Origin of the sequence: Echinicola soli (genome assembly GCF_006575665.1) — a bacterium.
GTDB lineage: Bacteria > Bacteroidota > Bacteroidia > Cytophagales > Cyclobacteriaceae > Echinicola > Echinicola soli.
Map to the genome: position 1 here is coordinate 750,915 of NZ_CP041253.1, position 16,544 is coordinate 767,458.

The 16,544-nt window shown below is 44.6% G+C and carries 17 protein-coding genes and 1 tRNA gene; 9 read left to right on the forward strand and 9 right to left on the reverse strand.

Features of this window, described 5'->3' with window-relative positions:
- Positions 1–2: 2 nt before the first annotated feature.
- Together FKX85_RS03200 and FKX85_RS03205 are read right to left on the reverse strand one after the other, a co-directional pair.
- Positions 3–1,199, reverse strand: a complete 1,197-nt coding sequence (locus FKX85_RS03200) for a THUMP-like domain-containing protein (protein ID WP_141613357.1) — start codon at positions 1,197–1,199, stop codon at positions 3–5.
- A 2-nt stretch (positions 1,200–1,201) separates the two neighbouring features.
- A complete protein-coding gene (locus FKX85_RS03205; protein WP_141613358.1) occupies positions 1,202–2,191 on the reverse strand; it encodes an aspartate-semialdehyde dehydrogenase in 990 nt (329 codons plus the stop codon).
- Between the two features lie 213 nt (positions 2,192–2,404).
- Between FKX85_RS03205 and FKX85_RS03210 the strand changes: the two genes are divergently transcribed.
- Complete coding sequence (locus FKX85_RS03210; RefSeq protein WP_141613359.1) at positions 2,405–4,426, forward strand: lamin tail domain-containing protein; 2,022 nt, start codon at positions 2,405–2,407, stop codon at positions 4,424–4,426.
- A gap of 11 nt (positions 4,427–4,437) precedes the next feature.
- Here the strand turns inward: FKX85_RS03210 and FKX85_RS21380 are convergent, their stop codons facing one another.
- On the reverse strand, positions 4,438–4,584 hold the full coding sequence (locus FKX85_RS21380) for a hypothetical protein (RefSeq protein ID WP_168196207.1): 147 nt from the start codon (positions 4,582–4,584) through the stop codon (positions 4,438–4,440).
- A 97-nt stretch (positions 4,585–4,681) separates the two neighbouring features.
- Positions 4,682–5,770: an isoaspartyl peptidase/L-asparaginase family protein gene (locus FKX85_RS03215; protein WP_141613360.1), complete on the reverse strand. Its 1,089-nt coding sequence runs from the start codon at positions 5,768–5,770 to the stop codon at positions 4,682–4,684.
- Between the two features lie 194 nt (positions 5,771–5,964).
- Between FKX85_RS03215 and FKX85_RS03220 the strand changes: the two genes are divergently transcribed.
- From FKX85_RS03220 to FKX85_RS03240, 5 genes are all read left to right on the forward strand, one after another.
- On the forward strand, positions 5,965–6,348 hold the full coding sequence (locus FKX85_RS03220; RefSeq protein WP_015264560.1) for a TraR/DksA family transcriptional regulator: 384 nt from the start codon (positions 5,965–5,967) through the stop codon (positions 6,346–6,348).
- Between the two features lie 23 nt (positions 6,349–6,371).
- On the forward strand, positions 6,372–6,932 hold the full coding sequence (gene scpB / locus FKX85_RS03225) for an SMC-Scp complex subunit ScpB (RefSeq protein ID WP_141613361.1): 561 nt from the start codon (positions 6,372–6,374) through the stop codon (positions 6,930–6,932).
- 218 nt (positions 6,933–7,150) lie between these two features.
- Complete coding sequence (locus FKX85_RS03230) at positions 7,151–8,296, forward strand: pseudouridine synthase (RefSeq protein ID WP_141613362.1); 1,146 nt, start codon at positions 7,151–7,153, stop codon at positions 8,294–8,296.
- Between the two features lie 601 nt (positions 8,297–8,897).
- A complete protein-coding gene (locus tag FKX85_RS03235; RefSeq protein WP_141613363.1) occupies positions 8,898–9,179 on the forward strand; it encodes a DUF427 domain-containing protein in 282 nt (93 codons plus the stop codon).
- 5 nt (positions 9,180–9,184) lie between these two features.
- Entirely contained in the window at positions 9,185–10,561 is a 1,377-nt protein-coding gene (locus tag FKX85_RS03240; protein ID WP_141613364.1) for a mercuric reductase, read from the forward strand.
- Between the two features lie 64 nt (positions 10,562–10,625).
- Here the strand turns inward: FKX85_RS03240 and FKX85_RS03245 are convergent, their stop codons facing one another.
- From FKX85_RS03245 to FKX85_RS03265, 5 genes are all read right to left on the reverse strand, one after another.
- On the reverse strand, positions 10,626–11,099 hold the full coding sequence (locus FKX85_RS03245) for a DUF4252 domain-containing protein (protein WP_141613365.1): 474 nt from the start codon (positions 11,097–11,099) through the stop codon (positions 10,626–10,628).
- A gap of 30 nt (positions 11,100–11,129) precedes the next feature.
- Positions 11,130–11,669 (reverse strand): DUF4252 domain-containing protein, encoded by a 540-nt coding sequence (locus FKX85_RS03250; protein WP_141613366.1) that lies wholly within the window; start codon positions 11,667–11,669, stop codon positions 11,130–11,132.
- A complete protein-coding gene (locus FKX85_RS03255) occupies positions 11,666–12,106 on the reverse strand; it encodes a hypothetical protein (protein WP_141613367.1) in 441 nt (146 codons plus the stop codon). The genes FKX85_RS03250 and FKX85_RS03255 overlap by 4 nt, the downstream gene beginning before the upstream one ends.
- Positions 12,103–12,591 (reverse strand): RNA polymerase sigma factor, encoded by a 489-nt coding sequence (locus tag FKX85_RS03260; protein ID WP_141613368.1) that lies wholly within the window; start codon positions 12,589–12,591, stop codon positions 12,103–12,105. Before FKX85_RS03260 ends, FKX85_RS03255 begins: the two co-directional genes overlap by 4 nt.
- Before the next feature lie 980 nt (positions 12,592–13,571).
- Positions 13,572–13,644: transfer RNA gene (locus tag FKX85_RS03265), tRNA-Phe, on the reverse strand.
- Between the two features lie 101 nt (positions 13,645–13,745).
- On the opposite strand from FKX85_RS03265, the gene FKX85_RS03270 reads away from it, so the two are divergent.
- The 3 genes from FKX85_RS03270 to FKX85_RS03280 all read left to right on the forward strand — a co-directional run bounded on the left by FKX85_RS03270 (position 13,746) and on the right by FKX85_RS03280 (position 16,541).
- A complete protein-coding gene (locus FKX85_RS03270; RefSeq protein WP_141613369.1) occupies positions 13,746–15,080 on the forward strand; it encodes a 4Fe-4S dicluster domain-containing protein in 1,335 nt (444 codons plus the stop codon).
- A 19-nt stretch (positions 15,081–15,099) separates the two neighbouring features.
- Positions 15,100–15,894: a (Fe-S)-binding protein gene (locus tag FKX85_RS03275; RefSeq protein ID WP_141613370.1), complete on the forward strand. Its 795-nt coding sequence runs from the start codon at positions 15,100–15,102 to the stop codon at positions 15,892–15,894.
- 179 nt (positions 15,895–16,073) lie between these two features.
- The gene (locus FKX85_RS03280) at positions 16,074–16,541 is read left to right on the forward strand and encodes a hypothetical protein (RefSeq protein ID WP_317130666.1); all 468 of its coding nucleotides are present in this window, start codon (positions 16,074–16,076) and stop codon (positions 16,539–16,541) included.
- The last annotated feature ends 3 nt before the right edge of the window (positions 16,542–16,544 follow it).

The following is a 16,544-nucleotide window of genomic DNA, read 5'->3' on the forward strand; positions in this document are numbered from 1 at the left end:
CTTTAGCCCATGCGCTTACATCGAAAAGCCTTAGGGGTACCATCCTGTACCGTACAGGCAATCAAATAATCTTCCCCTCCATCCTTTAGGCGAAACTTCTTCTTGATGATTTCAGGTTTCATAGGATAGTTGCGGGTGATGACATTGACCTGGCCAGAAGGGAATACCTTTCCGATGGTCTTTCTGTCCATCTTCACTTCCCCTTGGATCATAAATACCCTTCCTAGAATACCGGACGTCTTAGCTAGTTCATCTGTAGTGTAGAGGTGAGTATGCGGATGCAGTTTATGGAGCTGATAGCGGTTTCCAAAAGACTTAAAAGCCCCCGCCTTTAGGATAGCAGCAGAGGGAAGCACCAAATACTTTTCTGGCAAGCTGAAGGTGGCTGTGGCATGCTCCTCTTCTCCAAGCTTAAAACGAAAAGGCTCATCGGAAGGCAGGTCCCAAGTAATCACACGGGAAGATTCCTTCTCTCCCTCTTTCCACACCAACAACAATTCCTTTACTTCATTTTTTACCGCCACCACATGCACTTCACTGAGTGCCGGCAATTCTCGGATCGCTTCTTTGATGTCCAGCATCGGTGATGCCTTGACCATGATATTATGGGTCTTTTGGGTAAGGATATCCCAATGACTGATGATATTAGGCTCACAGTCTGCTAGTTTGTACAACTTTTGATTTCCCCCGCCCCGTCTGGCAGGATCCGCATATATCCAGTCTGCTTTTTCCTTAACAGTTTTCAGGAATGCCAAAGCATCATCACAATGCACCTGATACGTTCCTTCCATCCCACTTAGTACCGAAAAATTATAATCAGCTATAGCAGCAAGTTTTTCCTGCCTTTCTACATACACTACCTTTTCGAAATGCTTCCCGAGGTAGTAGGCATCTACGCCAAATCCCCCGGTAAGGTCCAGCAAAAACGCCCCCTTGGCGAGGCGCTGCTTAAAAGTGGCGGTTTGTTCCGAGGAACACTGCTCCATCGAAACAGCGGGAGGAAAAATCACGGCTTCATTGGCTGCCCATTCAGGGAGCTTCCGTAGCCCCTTTTGCCTGGCAGCGATCTGTGCGACGGCTTCTTTAAGGTCAAACTTATCAGACTGGCGATGCCTTAAAAGCAGTTGTGCAGGATCCTCAGTAAGATGATCCTGCACAAATTGAAATAGTTCCGGCGTATATATAGTGGATAGCTCCAAGCTTACACAAGGCTATGCTTTACCAAGTATTCGGCAATCTGAACAGCATTGGTAGCAGCACCTTTTCTCAGATTATCAGCCACGATCCACATGTTCAGCGTATTTGGCTGAGACTCGTCTCTTCGTAGTCTACCTACAAACACCTCATCTTTTTTATGGGCATTCATGGGCATGGGATAAACGTTATTGGCTACATCATCTTCCACGACTACGCCAGGAGTAGCTGCCAAAAGCTCCTTCACCTCTTCCAAATCAAAATCTTCCTTAAACTCAACATTTACAGCTTCCGAGTGACCTCCCATAACAGGAATTCTCACCGTAGTCGCCGTCACCTGGATGGATGGATCTTCGAAGATCTTCTTGGTCTCATTGATCATTTTCATTTCCTCTTTGGTGTAGCCGTTATCTTGGAACACATCGATATGTGGCAACACGTTAAGGTCAATTTTGTGAGGATAAGCTTTTTCACCTTCTTTTCCTGCACGTTCATCTTGGAGCTGGTTCACTGCTTTGAGACCACTACCGGTAACAGATTGGTAAGTGGAGACCACCACCCTCTTGATGCCATAGCGATCACGAAGCTTGGTCAGCGCCAATACCATCTGGATGGTCGAGCAGTTAGGATTAGCGATGATCCTATCGTCAATCTTCAGTGATTTAGCGTTGATCTCAGGAACCACCAGTTTCTTGGTAGGATCCATTCTCCAAGCAGAAGAATTATCTACCACGATAGTGCCCGCCTCAGCAAATTTCGGTGCCCATTCTTTGGACGTATCCCCTCCTGCAGAGAAAATGGCAATGTCTGGCTTTTCAGAAACCGCCTGAGCCAAACCTATCACTGTGTATTCCTTATCCTTGAATGCAATCTTTTTGCCTGCGGACCTTTCACTGGCCACCAACAGCAGTTCATCAAAAGGAAAATTGTGCTCTGCAAGCACTTCAAGAATCTCGGAGCCCACTAGACCTGTGGCTCCCACAACAGCTAATTTCATTGTTGAAAACTTTCTATTAATTGAAATTTATATTACTTTTTCTGTACGCCGACTTTCGTTTGCTGTAAACAAGATCGTTTTTACAGGCCACATTTAGTTTTTGCATACTTTCTGCCAAAAACACTACCTCAGCACATTTAATTTTTAATCACTACCCACAGAGACCATTTATTGTGACGCTTTTACTGTGCGTAGTCGAAAACCTCAAACGTTATGAACACCTCATATTGCTATTTACTAGGGTTGTGCTTCTTTGCCATACTTTCGGCCTTGTCCCCACTAACAAATGTTAACGTTTCTACAGTTCCGAAAACACAAGAGGACATCACGTTAAAGTCCACATTTATTTTTGGTGCCGCAAGTTACGGAAAATCATTCATTAACGAAGTAGAAAACCCTAAAATATACTATAACCACTCTATAAAGAGCCAAAAACTATTCCCCTTTCCAAATAACACCAAAGTCAAATCACCATATAACCACATAAACGGTCGTTTGGATCCCCAAGCATCCCCCTCCAGCCCTCTATACGGAAGGATGGTGTATCAAAACGAAAGACTCCTGTTACAAACAGCCAAGAAAAGTGATGCGGTGGACTTCAAAGCCATAGTTATCAATGAAGTCATGGCGGCCCCTAAAAAGAACAACCCGTTGCCTTACGCAGAATATGTGGAAATCTTCAATCCCTCGGACCAGGTCATTGACCTGGGTGGCTTCTACCTGAAAGACGCCAAAAAGGACGTGAAGCTGCCCGCGTACTCGATGGCACCAGAGGAATATCTAGTCCTGGTGGACAAAGATGACGCTCAGGATTTTGAGCCATTCGGAAAAGTACTTCCCTTATCCAGCTGGCCAGGCTATACCAACAGTCAAGGGGAAGTCTATCTATGTGATGACAATAAGGTGATCATCGATAGCTTAGTCTACAGCAACAAAAGCTACGGCAGTAGCAGCAAAGCCTCGGACGGGTTTAGCCTGGAAGTGGTCAATCCTTTCCTTACCTGTGATCAATCGTTGCTACTTCAGGCTTCTGCAGCCCCCAAAAAAGGCACACCGGGAAAGGAAAACTCAGTTTTTGACATTACACCTGACATGATGGGGCCTCAGGTGATCAGTGCTACCGTCCAAGATAGCATCAGCATTTTAGTGACCTTTGACAAAACGCTTTCTTCGTCTGCCTTATCTGCGAAATGGACACTCAGTAACGGGCTGAATATTATCCAGAACAACTTTGCCGAAGGTGCTATCAATGCCGTATCACTCACCCTTGACAGGCCATTAGAAGAAAAAACTGCATATAAAGTCACCGTGAGCGACCTGTACGACTGTGCTGGAAATAGTGTAGATCCTGCAGCCAATTCGGCTACCTTCCAGCTTCCTTCTTTGGCATCAGGAGGAGAAATAATCCTCAATGAACTGCTCTCCAATCCTCGCAGCGGTACACCCAAATTCGTAGAAATCTACAACCACAGCAGCAAATACATTGATCTAAATGGCTGGAAACTGGCCAATATTGATGATGGCACCATTGATAGCAGAAAAACCATTTCTGATGTTGCCAAAATCATTGCTCCCTTTGACTACCTGGTGGTCACAAAGGACATTGCAGAATTAAGTCTACAATATCCAAATGGGAAGAAAGAAAAATGGATAGAACTGAGTTCTTTGCCCAGCTACCCGATCAAAGGAGGAGCCGTCGTCTTACTGAGCCCCGATGAAAAATGGATTGAGCGACTGGACTACACCGAAAAGATGCACCATCCGCTCATTCAAAACCCAAAGGGCATTTCATTGGAGCGTTTTTCTCCTGAGGAATATGGCAACAACCCGGAGAACTGGCACTCTGCCGCTGCTGCCGCTGGTTATGCCACGCCAGGGTATAAAAATTCCCAACGGTTCTCACTGGAGCACACCGGTGCCGCTATCAGTATCCAGCCAAAGGTTTTTATTCCTGAAGCAGCTGGAGAACAGCCATTTACTACCATTTCATACGAACTGGCAGACGCTGGGTACCTGGGAACACTCAGGATCTTTGGAACAGACGGCCGGCTAGTGATGACGATTTGCCAAAATGAATTGTGGGGTACCAAGGGGTTTTACACCTGGAACGGCACCAACGAAAAAGGCCGTAGAGTCAGGCCTGGTTACTATATTCTATTGGCCGGCCTTGTCCACCCTAATGGCCATGTGAAGCAGATAAAAAAAACAATTGTAGTGGGAAGTAAGTTGAGGTGAAAGAGGACTTATCAGCAACAGGCATTACCAAACAGTCGGTTTTTGTTAAACCCAAAATCAATGCCGTTTAGTGAACGTATGCCCCCGATATCGGGAAGGTGGCAGTCCCATGTTTCGAAGCCGAGATTGCTTCCTTCCTCTGGTCGTCGCAACGTCATGATTATGACGTTCCCGTTTCTCGGCACCGTCGAAACTCAGGTTAAAAGCGACTTCTCTGGCATCCCGGCTAACTATTCGCCAAGATGCCAAGCTTGCCTAAAGCCCCTCGTTCTCATCATCATAGATGAAGGTATGAGGCTTTCCTTTTTCCTTGATATAGCCTCTGTACATCCCTGCAGAATTAAAGGGCATGGCGATGTTCCCATTTTTGTCCACAGCGATCACTCCGCCGCTACCTTCCATTTCTACCAACTGCTTCATCACTACTTCGTCGGCAGCATCAGAGATCGTTTTTCCTGTGTAGCGCATAATGGATGCTATTTCATGGGCCACCACATTCCTAATGAAAAACTCTCCATGCCCAGTAGCCGAAACTGCACAAGTAGCGTTATCGGCATAGGTACCGGCTCCGATTACCGGCACGTCACCTACTCTCCCATAGCGTTTATTGGTCATACCTCCAGTAGAGGTGGCAGCGGCCACATTGCCATCTTCATCCACTGCCACGGCTCCCACCGTGCCGTACTTTCTGTCATTGAAGTAGGGATCTTCGAGTTCCATCTCCCTAAGGGAAGAATGATCCAGTTGCGTCTTTTCAGCATCGATGATTCGCATCAATTGCTTGTATCTGCGCTCGTCCCTGAAATATTCAGGATCTACAATATCCAAATGCTGCTCAGCGGCAAATTGCTCGGCCCCTTTACCCACCATAAAAACATGTGGACTGCTCACCATAACCTCATAAGCGGCCGTAATGGGATTTTTGACCGTAGTAATACCAGCCACCGCTCCTGCATTGCGCGTCTTTCCATCCATGATGGCGGCATCCATTTCATTTTTTCCATCATGTGTAAAGACCGCCCCCTTCCCGGCATTGAAAAGCGGAGAGTCTTCCATTACCTTGATGGCTGTCATCACCGCCTGTAGCGCGGGCTTGCCTGACTCCAGCTCGGCATATCCCGCATTAAGGGCTTCACTCAACTTCTCGCGATAGGCTTTCTCCCGTTCTGGGGACATATTTTCCCTTCTGATCGTCCCCGCCCCTCCATGGATCACCAACGCTATAGGCTGCTCCCCGGTTGCTGATGCTATGGGTTTTTTATGCCCGTCGGTCTTTTTTTCGGAACATGCAGACCACAGCAAAAGAATAATTACGAATAAACCTTGAACTTTTAATCTCTTCATAGAATTTTATTAAACCATTTTGATACTATTAACCGTATTAAGATAATAAAGATAGCAGTATATCCACATGATGAATCTGAGCTAGTGTGAAATATGCCAGTGAATTTTTGATTCTAAAAAGTGCACCTTATTTTAGGGGACTTTTTGAAATCCAAAAAGATTATTTAGCTATCATCACTTAACGCCTGAGAACTATGAGTCAAGAAGAGAAAACATCATATTCCAGAGAAGAACTGAAAGAGTTTGAGGAATTGATCAACAACAAACTTGCTGTGGCAAGGGAAGAGCTAAACTCGTTAAAAGAAACGCTTAGCAAGAAGAATGACAGTGGAACCGACTTTACGGCCTCCACATCCAAATTATTGGAAGATGGTGCTGATACACTAGAAAGGGAAAGCCTCAGTCAGCTTGCTGCCCGCCAGCAAAAATTCATTATTAACCTGGAAAAAGCATTGATCCGAATAAAAAACGGAACATATGGCGTCTGTGTGGACACAGGGAAACTTATCGCTAAAGAAAGGCTTAAAGCCGTGCCGCACACCATGCATTCTATCGAAGCTAAACTTTCCAAAAAATAACCTAATCAGCGCCAATAAAATCAGTGGAATTTCTACACAGGCATATTGAAGCATTGATATTCTGTTCACCATCTCCGTTGGGCTTGGAAGATATCCGTAGATGCCTTTCGGAGATGTTTGAATCGGATGTACCCAAGGACCATGTAGAGGAAGCTATTGGAGAGTTGCAGGAAAAATACCTGCAGGATGATTTTTCCTTTGCTTTGGAACACTTGGGTAATGGCTATCAATTTCTGACCAAACCCGCCTATCAAACCAGCATTTCGATCCTCCTCAAGCAGCAATCCACCAAAAGACTGTCCACAGCCCAGATGGAAACGCTCTCTATCATTGCCTACAAACAGCCCGTCACCAAATCCGAAATGGAGCAAATCCGTGGCGTAAACTGTGACTATTCCGTTCAAAAACTCCTCGAAAAAGAGCTCGTGACCATCAAAGGAAAATCCGACAGCATCGGAAGGCCGCTCTTATATGGCACCAGTGACAAGTTTATGGAGTATTTTGGCATCAACAGTATCAAAGACCTCCCCCAGCCAAAAGACTTCAGCCAAGAGGAAAACCAGATCGGAAAGGAACAGGAGTAAGAAACCGAGCATGGCACAAGTGACACACAGACGGATAACTATAATATGCGAGATTCCATCTGGCCAATGGAAATAAATCATAAACAGATGAAATATTTCGTTACTTCATCAATAATCCATCAATAAGTCCTTATCTTTGCAGCCCATTTAGAATGGAGCACAATTCGCTCATATTAAAGGATTTAGAAACACTTATACAGCAGAGATGCTGCAATACTATGAAAAAGCATAACAGGAACAACAGGGACGGAAAGAGAAACTCAGGAGGGTCATCTTCCCGCACTAATAAATCTTCCGATTTCCGTTCTCAAGGCAAGCCTAGAAGAACAGAAAACAAATTTAGAAATTCTGACGATGACAGAGGAAAAAGGTCCAATTCAGATTTCTCTCCTCTACAAAAATACCGAAAAGATACGCCAAGTACTCCAAAAAACGACAAAGAAGACGAAACGCAATATAAGACCGTTTACAAAGGCCGTGGCAAAGACCAAAAACCCGTCTTTGGAAGTGAAAAGATAAGCGAACATAACCCTCGTTTAAAGGGTGGAAAATTCAATCAAAACCGCTTCATTAAAGGCAACCGGTTCGATCAGGAAGAAAAACCTGAATACAACCTTAAAAAGGTCAAGCCACAGCTTACCAAGTCAGACAGCAGAGAAATCAGGCTTAACAAATACATCGCCAACGCCGGCATATGCTCCAGAAGAGATGCTGACAAGCTGATCGAAAAGGGAGAGATCAAGGTAAACGGAGAAGTGATCACAGAACTTGGCCATAGAGTACTCCTGACGGACAAAGTGGTTTATAAAGGCAAACTGATCAATCCGGAAAAGCCAGTTTACGTATTGCTGAACAAACCTAAAGATTTCATCACCACCACCGACGACCCCATGAACCGCAAAACGGTCATGCACTTGGTCTCGGCTGCATGTGAGGAAAGGATTTTTCCTGTGGGAAGGCTTGACCGAAACACTACTGGCCTTTTGCTGTTCACCAATGATGGCGAACTGGCTGCCAAGCTCTCTCACCCAGCTGAAAAAATCAGGAAAATCTACCAAGTCACACTTGACAACCCCATTACCAAAGCACATATCGAGGAAATTGTAGAAGGCATTACACTGGAAGATGGACTTGTCAATGTGGATGATATCCAAATACTCTCCAAAGACAGGACCATTTTGGGACTGGAGATTCATGTCGGCAAAAACAGGATTGTGAGAAGGATTTTCGCACACTTGGGATACGAAGTTATTGCCCTTGACAGGGTGACTTATGCCGGTCTGACCAAAAAAGACCTTTCTAGGGGAAAATGGAGATTCCTGACAGAAAAAGAAGTCATAAACCTGAAGTTTATGAAAAAATAAGGAAATTCATATGCTTTAGCAACTGGAAACTGTATCAAAGAAAGGACTCCCTTCTTTTGTACAGTTTTTTTTTGCCCTGATAAAAGTAAGGGATCAGAAAATTTACATCACATTTTACTGCCATTCCATTACATCAATTTTTCCTCTCCGGAGGCATCAACATTACTTTTGATCTTTAAAAAGCACTTTCCATTCATTGAATAGCAATTAAACATTACCGAAACAAGATTTATAACTTTTTAAACAATAAATTATACTTTAAGACCCTTTAGATATCATAACATTACTTATTACCTTCACATCAGAACATTTAGCGATGTTCATATTTGTAGATGGGGAAGCCGAAAACCATTTTTTTTAGAGTAGGCAAGAATCTTTTAACCATAAAAAACCATGGATCTTATCACAAACTTACTTGATGTTGTTCTTGGTCTATTGTCTAGCCTTCTAGGTGGACTTTAATAGGAACCACTACTTTGAACTTAGCTGAAAACTTTTCAGCATGGGAACATTGTAAGAACGAAGCTGTCTTCATTAAGGAGGCAGCTTTCTTTTTTTAGGAAAGTTTTTGTTAAATTAAGGAACACTAACTTTTATACTTATGAGAGCCATCTGGAACGACCAAGTAATAGCCGACTCGGACACCACCATTATGATCGAAAACAACCATTATTTCCCACCGGCATCCATAAAAAAACCTTTTTTCACCCCATCAGAGACCACCTCGTCCTGTCCTTGGAAAGGAGAGGCAAGCTACTTTGATATCTGTGTAAATGGTGAGACGAACAAAGACGCCGCCTGGCACTATTATCAACCAAAAGAAGCTGCAATCCAAATCAAGGGGTACGTCGCATTTTGGAAAGGCGTAAAGATAACGAGATAACAAAGATGAAAAACTACGACGCTGTCATCGTAGGCGCAGGCCAATCAGGCATGCCCTTAGCAAAAAAAATCAGCAATTTAGGCCTTTCTGTTGCCCTGGTTGAGAAAAGGGCCATTGGCGGTACTTGCATCAATGACGGATGCTCACCTACCAAAACCATGGTCAGCTCAGCACGCCTAGCCCACCTCGTCTCCCGGGCAGCGGACTATGGCGTCATCCTGCCCAGCTACCACATTGATCAGGAAACCGTCAAAAAGCGGAAAGATCATATCGTGACGCTCTTTCGGGGCGGAGCTGAAAAAAGCCTCCGAAAAAATAAAAACATCGACATCCTGATGGGAACGGCCACCTTTAAAGACCGTCATACCATCGAAATCACCACCTCAGCAGGAACTACTAAAACGATAAAAGGTGAAAAAATCTTTATCAATACGGGTTCCGAACCTCGAATCCCGGAAATTGACGGCTTGGACAACACCCCATATCTCACCAGCACCACGATCATGGAACTGGAAGAAACACCAGAACACCTCTTGATAATGGGAGGAGGCTACATCGGACTGGAGTTTGCCCAGATGTTTCGCAGGTTTGGCAGCAAGGTTACCATTATTGACCGGGCCGGAAGGCTGGTCAGTAAGGAAGACGAAGATGTATGCAAAGAAATTTCGCAGATCTTTTCCGATGAAGGCATTGACACCATCTTTAATTCAGAAGTAAAGAAAGTCACCTATCAGGACGGCTTTAGCATTACCTCCAAGACTCCAGAAGGAGATATATCCCTTAAAGGCTCACACCTGCTGGTAGCCACCGGAAGAGTACCTTCCTCTGCTCGCCTAGGCCTGGAAAACACCAAAGTAAAAACGAGCGACAAAGGATTCCTCCATACGGATGATTTTCTCAAAACAGACGAAAATCACATATACGCTTTAGGCGATGTAGCCGGAAGTGCTCCATTTACCCATATCGCTTATCATGATGCACATATTGCGTTTCAGCATGCTTATAAAGGAAATGGGGTTTCGAAAAATAAGAGACTTGTGCCTTACTGTGTATTTATCGATCCACAGCTGGGCAGAATAGGCTTAAACGAACAAGAAGCCAAGACCAAAGGCATCCAATACAAAACAGGAAAATTCCTGATGAAACATGCCGGCAGGGCATTGGAAGTAGATGAAACACGTGGCTTTTTTAAAGTCCTGGTAGATCCCGAATCCAAAAAAATCCTTGGAGCCACCATCCTCAGCCTAGACGGTGGTGAAATCCTGGCTACGCTACAAATGGCCATGGTAGGAGGCGTCACCTATGACACGATTGCCACATTGCCCATTGCACACCCTACCTTGGCTGAAAGTTTGAACAATCTAATGGGACAAATTGAATAAACAATGACCTTGCTGGGAAGGTATTGCCAGCAAGGTCGTTTATCAAATCAACAGGAAAGTGTCTTTAAGGTATCGTCTGTGCCAAGGCCTGGCTTTCAAATTCACCTTCCAACTCAATGACCATAAAATCGTCATCGTCATCACCGGCAATCATCAGCACCAAGTCACTCAAAATGTCGTTCCCTTTGCTATAGATGATCACCTGACTGTCCTTTTCGGCGACTTCCATCATGAGGTCATACTTTTCCTTTCGAAGCCCTTTTTGGAGATCCTTGAAATCTGACTTCGCTATATTCTTTCCCACAGGAAGCTTAAAAAACTTCATTCTGTCCACTGACTTGGCAATGGTAGCCATCCCATCTTCCCCAAAGTCAAAATCAAGTCCATCGGCAAAATCAAAAAAACTTCCCGCCATGTCCAAATGAAAAAAATCTTCATTCCCCTCATACTTTTCGTATAGTTCACCTACACTTTTACTCTGAGCTTGCGCTACAATACACATACCCATCAGGGCAACAAACAAGCCTATCTTTTTCATAGTTATCTTATTTTAATGTTAGGTAATCGACTATTTATCTTTTTTCTTTCCTGAATTATATTCATTCATTCCTGGCAAATCGGTATTTTCTGCCAGCATATTAAGGTCCTGGTAAGTAAAATTCCCCAGCATACTCAGTAGCGTAAACTCACTCTTTGAGCCGGAGATCATCAACAGCTCCACCACCTTGCCATTTTCCTCCCGCACCATAAACTTCAGGCTACTCTCCTTGTCCTGCACATCCATGAGGTCTTCGTACTTGTTTTGTGTCAGTGTACCCATGGCCTCTTGGTACAATCGTTTACCATCTACTTTTTCTCCGCTCAAGATCCGGATTCCCCTGACTTTACTTATCAGCTGCCCCATCTCCTGGGCATCCTTGTCATTACCTTCATCGGCAGCTGATTTCAGAAAACCACCGGCCATCTGCATCATCTTTGGACTTATATAAACCCTGCTAAATTCATCGTTCTCCATGTACTTGGAGAAGAACTTCACAATGGCATCATCCTGCGCCTGTGCTGCAGATGCCATCATTACCAACACGATTATGCTTATCCATTTTTTCATTTCTCCTCCTCTTTGATTTCCTTGATATTAAATAATTCATTTGTAGCTCCGAGGTACCTGATATCTTCCAATGGCTTCATCGAAGCCCTCCCCTTTTCCATATTTTTCTGGATCAGGGCCAGCGCCTCCACGACCTGACGATAGGCTTCCTCCTCCTGCATCCTCTTTTGCTGCTCAAAGAAAAGCCATCCCAGCGCCAGAAAAACAACGGCGATCGCTGCTACCTTTTGCCAAGCGCCCAAACCTTTTCCTGCTCTTGGCACAGCCTTGTGGGAAGGCGCATTTAGGACCATTTCTTCCAATCCCAACACAAACATCCGCTCATCCTCAAACGCTGTTGATTGTCTCAACAGCTCCTTGAGGCGACCTTCCTCTTCCAAGGACGTTTCACCATCATAATACCTTGCCAGCAATGCCTTGATTTCCTCTTCCATCATTTCCGTTGATTTGTTAAAAACGATTGCAGCTTTTTTCGGGCCCTGAACATGTTTACTTTTACTTGCTCCATGGAAATTTCCATATATTCGGCAATCTCTTCATATGTCAGCCCTTCTACCTCCCTTAGCTGGAAAACTTCCTGCTGCTTTTCGGGAAGTTCCTTCAGAAACCTAAAGACCATCCTCACAGCCGGAGAGACCTCATCCACTTCATCGACCGCAATTTCCGGTAAAGATTCTTCGGATTCGATCACCACCCACCTCTGCTTGTCCCGCAGTTTCTGCAAACTTTGATTTTTCACCACTCGCACCATCCATCCTGTGGGATTGTCCATCTTTTGAAGCATTTCACGCTGGTACCAGGCCTTTTCCAGCGCTTCTTGCACCGCATCTTCGGCTTCATCCCGGTTCTTTAGCCAGAGATAAGCCATGCGGTATAGTTTGCTTCGCAAGGACCAGATATATGCTTCAAAAAATGTCTTCATTTAAGTAGGTGATGATCCCGGACAGTAAATGTTACAGGTAATTGGAAAATATTTTAAAAATAATCTAAAAACGTTCAGTCTAATAATGGGTCAAGTAAAAAAGTTGGGGGATTAGGGTTGGTTCCGATAGCACGCAGATGGCAGATTAATAAGATTTGCGCTGATTTTTTTATACTGGAGCACGCATTCCTATTGCTAAATTAAAGAGAAATATGCTTACCATAGTAACTACCTAGAAGTCTCTCATCCCTTAGAAATATTGCTTGGCCCCTAATAATCACCAAATGCCAGACAAAATAATGACTTTTTGCTACAAAGAGTCCCAAGGCACAAAATGCATACCTGTTGTTTTGACAGCTGTGCTGCGGAACAACAGGTAGGTACCTTCGTGTCTTTGTGCCTTTGTGGCCTCTGCTGTTAGTGCCACGAAGTCGCCAAGACACGAAGTGTTTTGTAGGAGGGGCCCAAATTTCACGGAAAAGAAACAGCTTTGGGTCTTAGAATCTTTGTGGCAGAAAAACCAAGTCACCAAGACCCCAAGTTATTTGCCAATAAAAGGTACCGATTGCAAGACAAATCCCTATCAATCTACCTTGTACCTTCGGATCTTTGTGGCAGAAAAACAAAAATTAAAATAAAGGGATTCATGCCCTCAACTTTTCCGCTTGCCCCCAAAAGAGGCTTAGCGTCTTAGGGCCTTTGTGGCTGTCGCTATAATTTGCAGACGATGTCCTCCAATGGGAAACCTCTCTAATGGATAAGAGCATTTCCAAATTCCACACCCTAAAATAGGCTGCATTCAAACAAAATAGATTAATTTTAAATTATCATTACAAATGGTATGCATGCGTACTAATTTGGTTAATTTGTACCATAGATTAAAAACCTGGCAATAGACTCATGAAAACAAACATAAAAACATACGGGAAGTTATCTTCAGCAAAGGGCATAAAAAAAGCCTTGAATTTCTTCAAGGCTTGTGGTGATGAGTGGGCTCGAACCACCGACTCACGGATTTTCAGTCCGATGCTCTACCAACTGAGCTACATCACCGTTGTAAAGTGATGCAAAGGTAGGTAAATGTTCTTTTGATGCAAACCTATAGAATAAAAAAATTACAACAAATTTAAAGAAACAACTTTAATTTATTCACTATGAGTATTTTACCTCAGGTAATTTTTCTCGTGATTTTTGTCGCTGCAGGATATGTGCTTTACAGAAGGATTTCCTTTCTGAAGAGAAACATCATGTTGGGCAAAAAGGAAGAAAGAAATGATCAGCCTGGAGAAAGATGGAAGACAATGCTATTGGTCGCTTTCGGCCAGCAGAAGATGTTTAAGCGATGGTTGCCAGCATTCCTGCACTTTCTAGTCTACGCAGGATTCATCATCATCAACTTGGAAGTAGCCGAGTTTATCATAGACGGATTCACAGGCCAGCACCGCATTTTTGCCCCTTTTCTAGGAGGCTTTTATACTTTTGCCATGAATGCATTTGAGTTCTTGGCAGTTGGTGTGTTGGTAGCATGTGTGGTCTTTTTGATCAGAAGGAATATCACGAAAGTGCCCCGCCTGACCATGAAAGAGCTCAAAGGGTGGCCGGCCATGGATGCCAATCTGATCCTAATCATTGAGATCTGTTTAATGATGGTCATTCTCAAAATGAATGCGGCCGATCAGATCCTGGCATCAAGAGGAGTGGAGCATTACACCCAATTGGGCACCCTCTTTTTCAGCAGCTTGCTAACACCGCTTCTGGAAGGGTTCAGCACCTCCTTTCTGGTTTTCACCGAAAGGGCAGCCTGGTGGTTCCACATTGTGGGAATATTGGGCTTTGCTATTTACGTAACCTATTCCAAGCACCTGCATATTTTCTTGGCATTTCCTAACACTTGGTATTCCAAGCTCCAGCCCAAAGGTGAAATGACCAATATGCCAGAGGTCACCAACGAAGTCAACATGATGTTGGGCATCCCCACCGAAGGAGCCCAGGAATCACCTGCAGAAATTGGCCGTTTTGGTGCCAAAGATGTTAACGACCTCAGTTGGATCAACATCATGAACGCCTACTCCTGCACGGAGTGTGGCCGGTGTACTGCCGAATGTCCTGCCAATATCACAGGCAAAAAGCTCTCGCCTCGTAAAATCATGATGGATGTCAGGGATAGGGCCGAAGAAGTCGGGAAAAGCGTAGACGCTGGAGGTAAAGGCCTGGAAGATGGCAAAAGCCTCTTGGGTGACTATACCACTGCGGAAGAGATCAACGCATGTACCAGCTGCAATGCCTGCGTGGAGGCTTGTCCGGTAAACATCGACCCATTATCTATCATTCTGCAAATGCGGCGCTACGTGGCCATGGAAGAAAGCGGCTCTCCAGCCCAATGGAACGCCATGTTCCAAAACATGGAAACCAGCTTCTCGCCATGGAAATTTGCTCCTACCGACCGCTTCAACTGGGCGGAGTCAGTAAAGGATGAAGAAATCAAGTAAAAAGAACGAACCGAACAATATGTCAAATTACAAAGTGCCTACCATGGCCGAAATGGCAGCCTCCGGCGAATCACCGGAAATCCTCTTTTGGGTAGGCTGTGCAGGCTCATTTGATGATCGCTACAAAGCCGTCACACAGGCTTTCGTAAAAATCCTCAACAAAGTCGGCGTAAGCTTTGCCGTCCTGGGGCCCGAAGAGACCTGTACAGGTGACCCTGCCAGAAGAGCGGGCAACGAGTTCCTCTTCCAAATGCAAGCAGTGGCCAATATTCAGGTAATGAACGGCTATAATATCAAGAAAGTAGTAACCGCCTGTCCGCACTGCTTTAACACCATCAAAAACGAATATCCTGCCCTTGGCGGAGCGTACGAGGTCATCCACCACAGCCAGTTTCTCCAATCGCTCATCAATGAGGGCAAAATCGTCATGAAGGGCGGCGGGGAATTCAAAGGCAAAAAAATCACCTTCCACGATTCCTGCTTCCTCGGCAGGGCAAACAACGTCTACGAGGCCCCAAGGGAAATTATCAAGGCACTGGATGTAGAATTGGTAGAGATGAAGCGATGCCGCACCAAAGGGCTTTGCTGTGGCGCCGGTGGCGCACAGATGTTCAAAGAACCGGAGCCTGGCAAAAAAGACATCAATGTCGAACGTACGGAAGAAGCACTCGGGACCGGAGCATCTGCCATCGCAGTAGGTTGTCCTTTCTGCCTGACCATGATGGCCGATGGCGTGAAGAACAAAGAAAAAGAGAACGAAGTGAAGGTAGTTGACCTGGCCGAACTTATCGCAAAAGACCTAGGGTTGGATTAAAGTGAAGTACATACCATTTGGCATCTAGCGTAAAGTTAAAAAATCGGAATTAACAGAATCATTCCTGCCCTTTTTAACGTTCTATATAAAAAGACACTTTGTATCCAAAGTGCTTTGGGTTTATATTTAATTATTGAATTAAAAGATTACAAGCGATTATGTATGTGCCATTCGAAACCATGCCCGATTCCGCAAGGGTATGGATATACCAAGCCAGCCGCCCATTTACGCAGGAAGAAAAAGAACTGATTACTTCCAGAATGACGGCATTCTGTAATCAGTGGAATACCCACGGCAATCTCATGCCTACTTCATTTGACATCAAGTACGACCAATTTATCATCCTTTCGGTAGACGAATCCAAACTTGGTGCGAGTGGATGTTCTATTGACAGTTCTGTCAGAACACTGCGGGAGCTCGACGAAGTTTTACAGGTAAACTTACTGGACCAAGGGAAGATTTCTTTCGTAAATCAGGATGAAATCACCATTAGCAACCTAGCCAAAATAAAAGCATTCATTCAAGAGGGGCAGCTCACTGAGACCACCAAGGTTTTTAACCCGATGATCCAGCGAAAAGAAGACCTCAATAGCAAATGGTTGATTCCTGCCAGCGAAAGTTGGTTAAGCAGATATTTTAGCAACTAATTA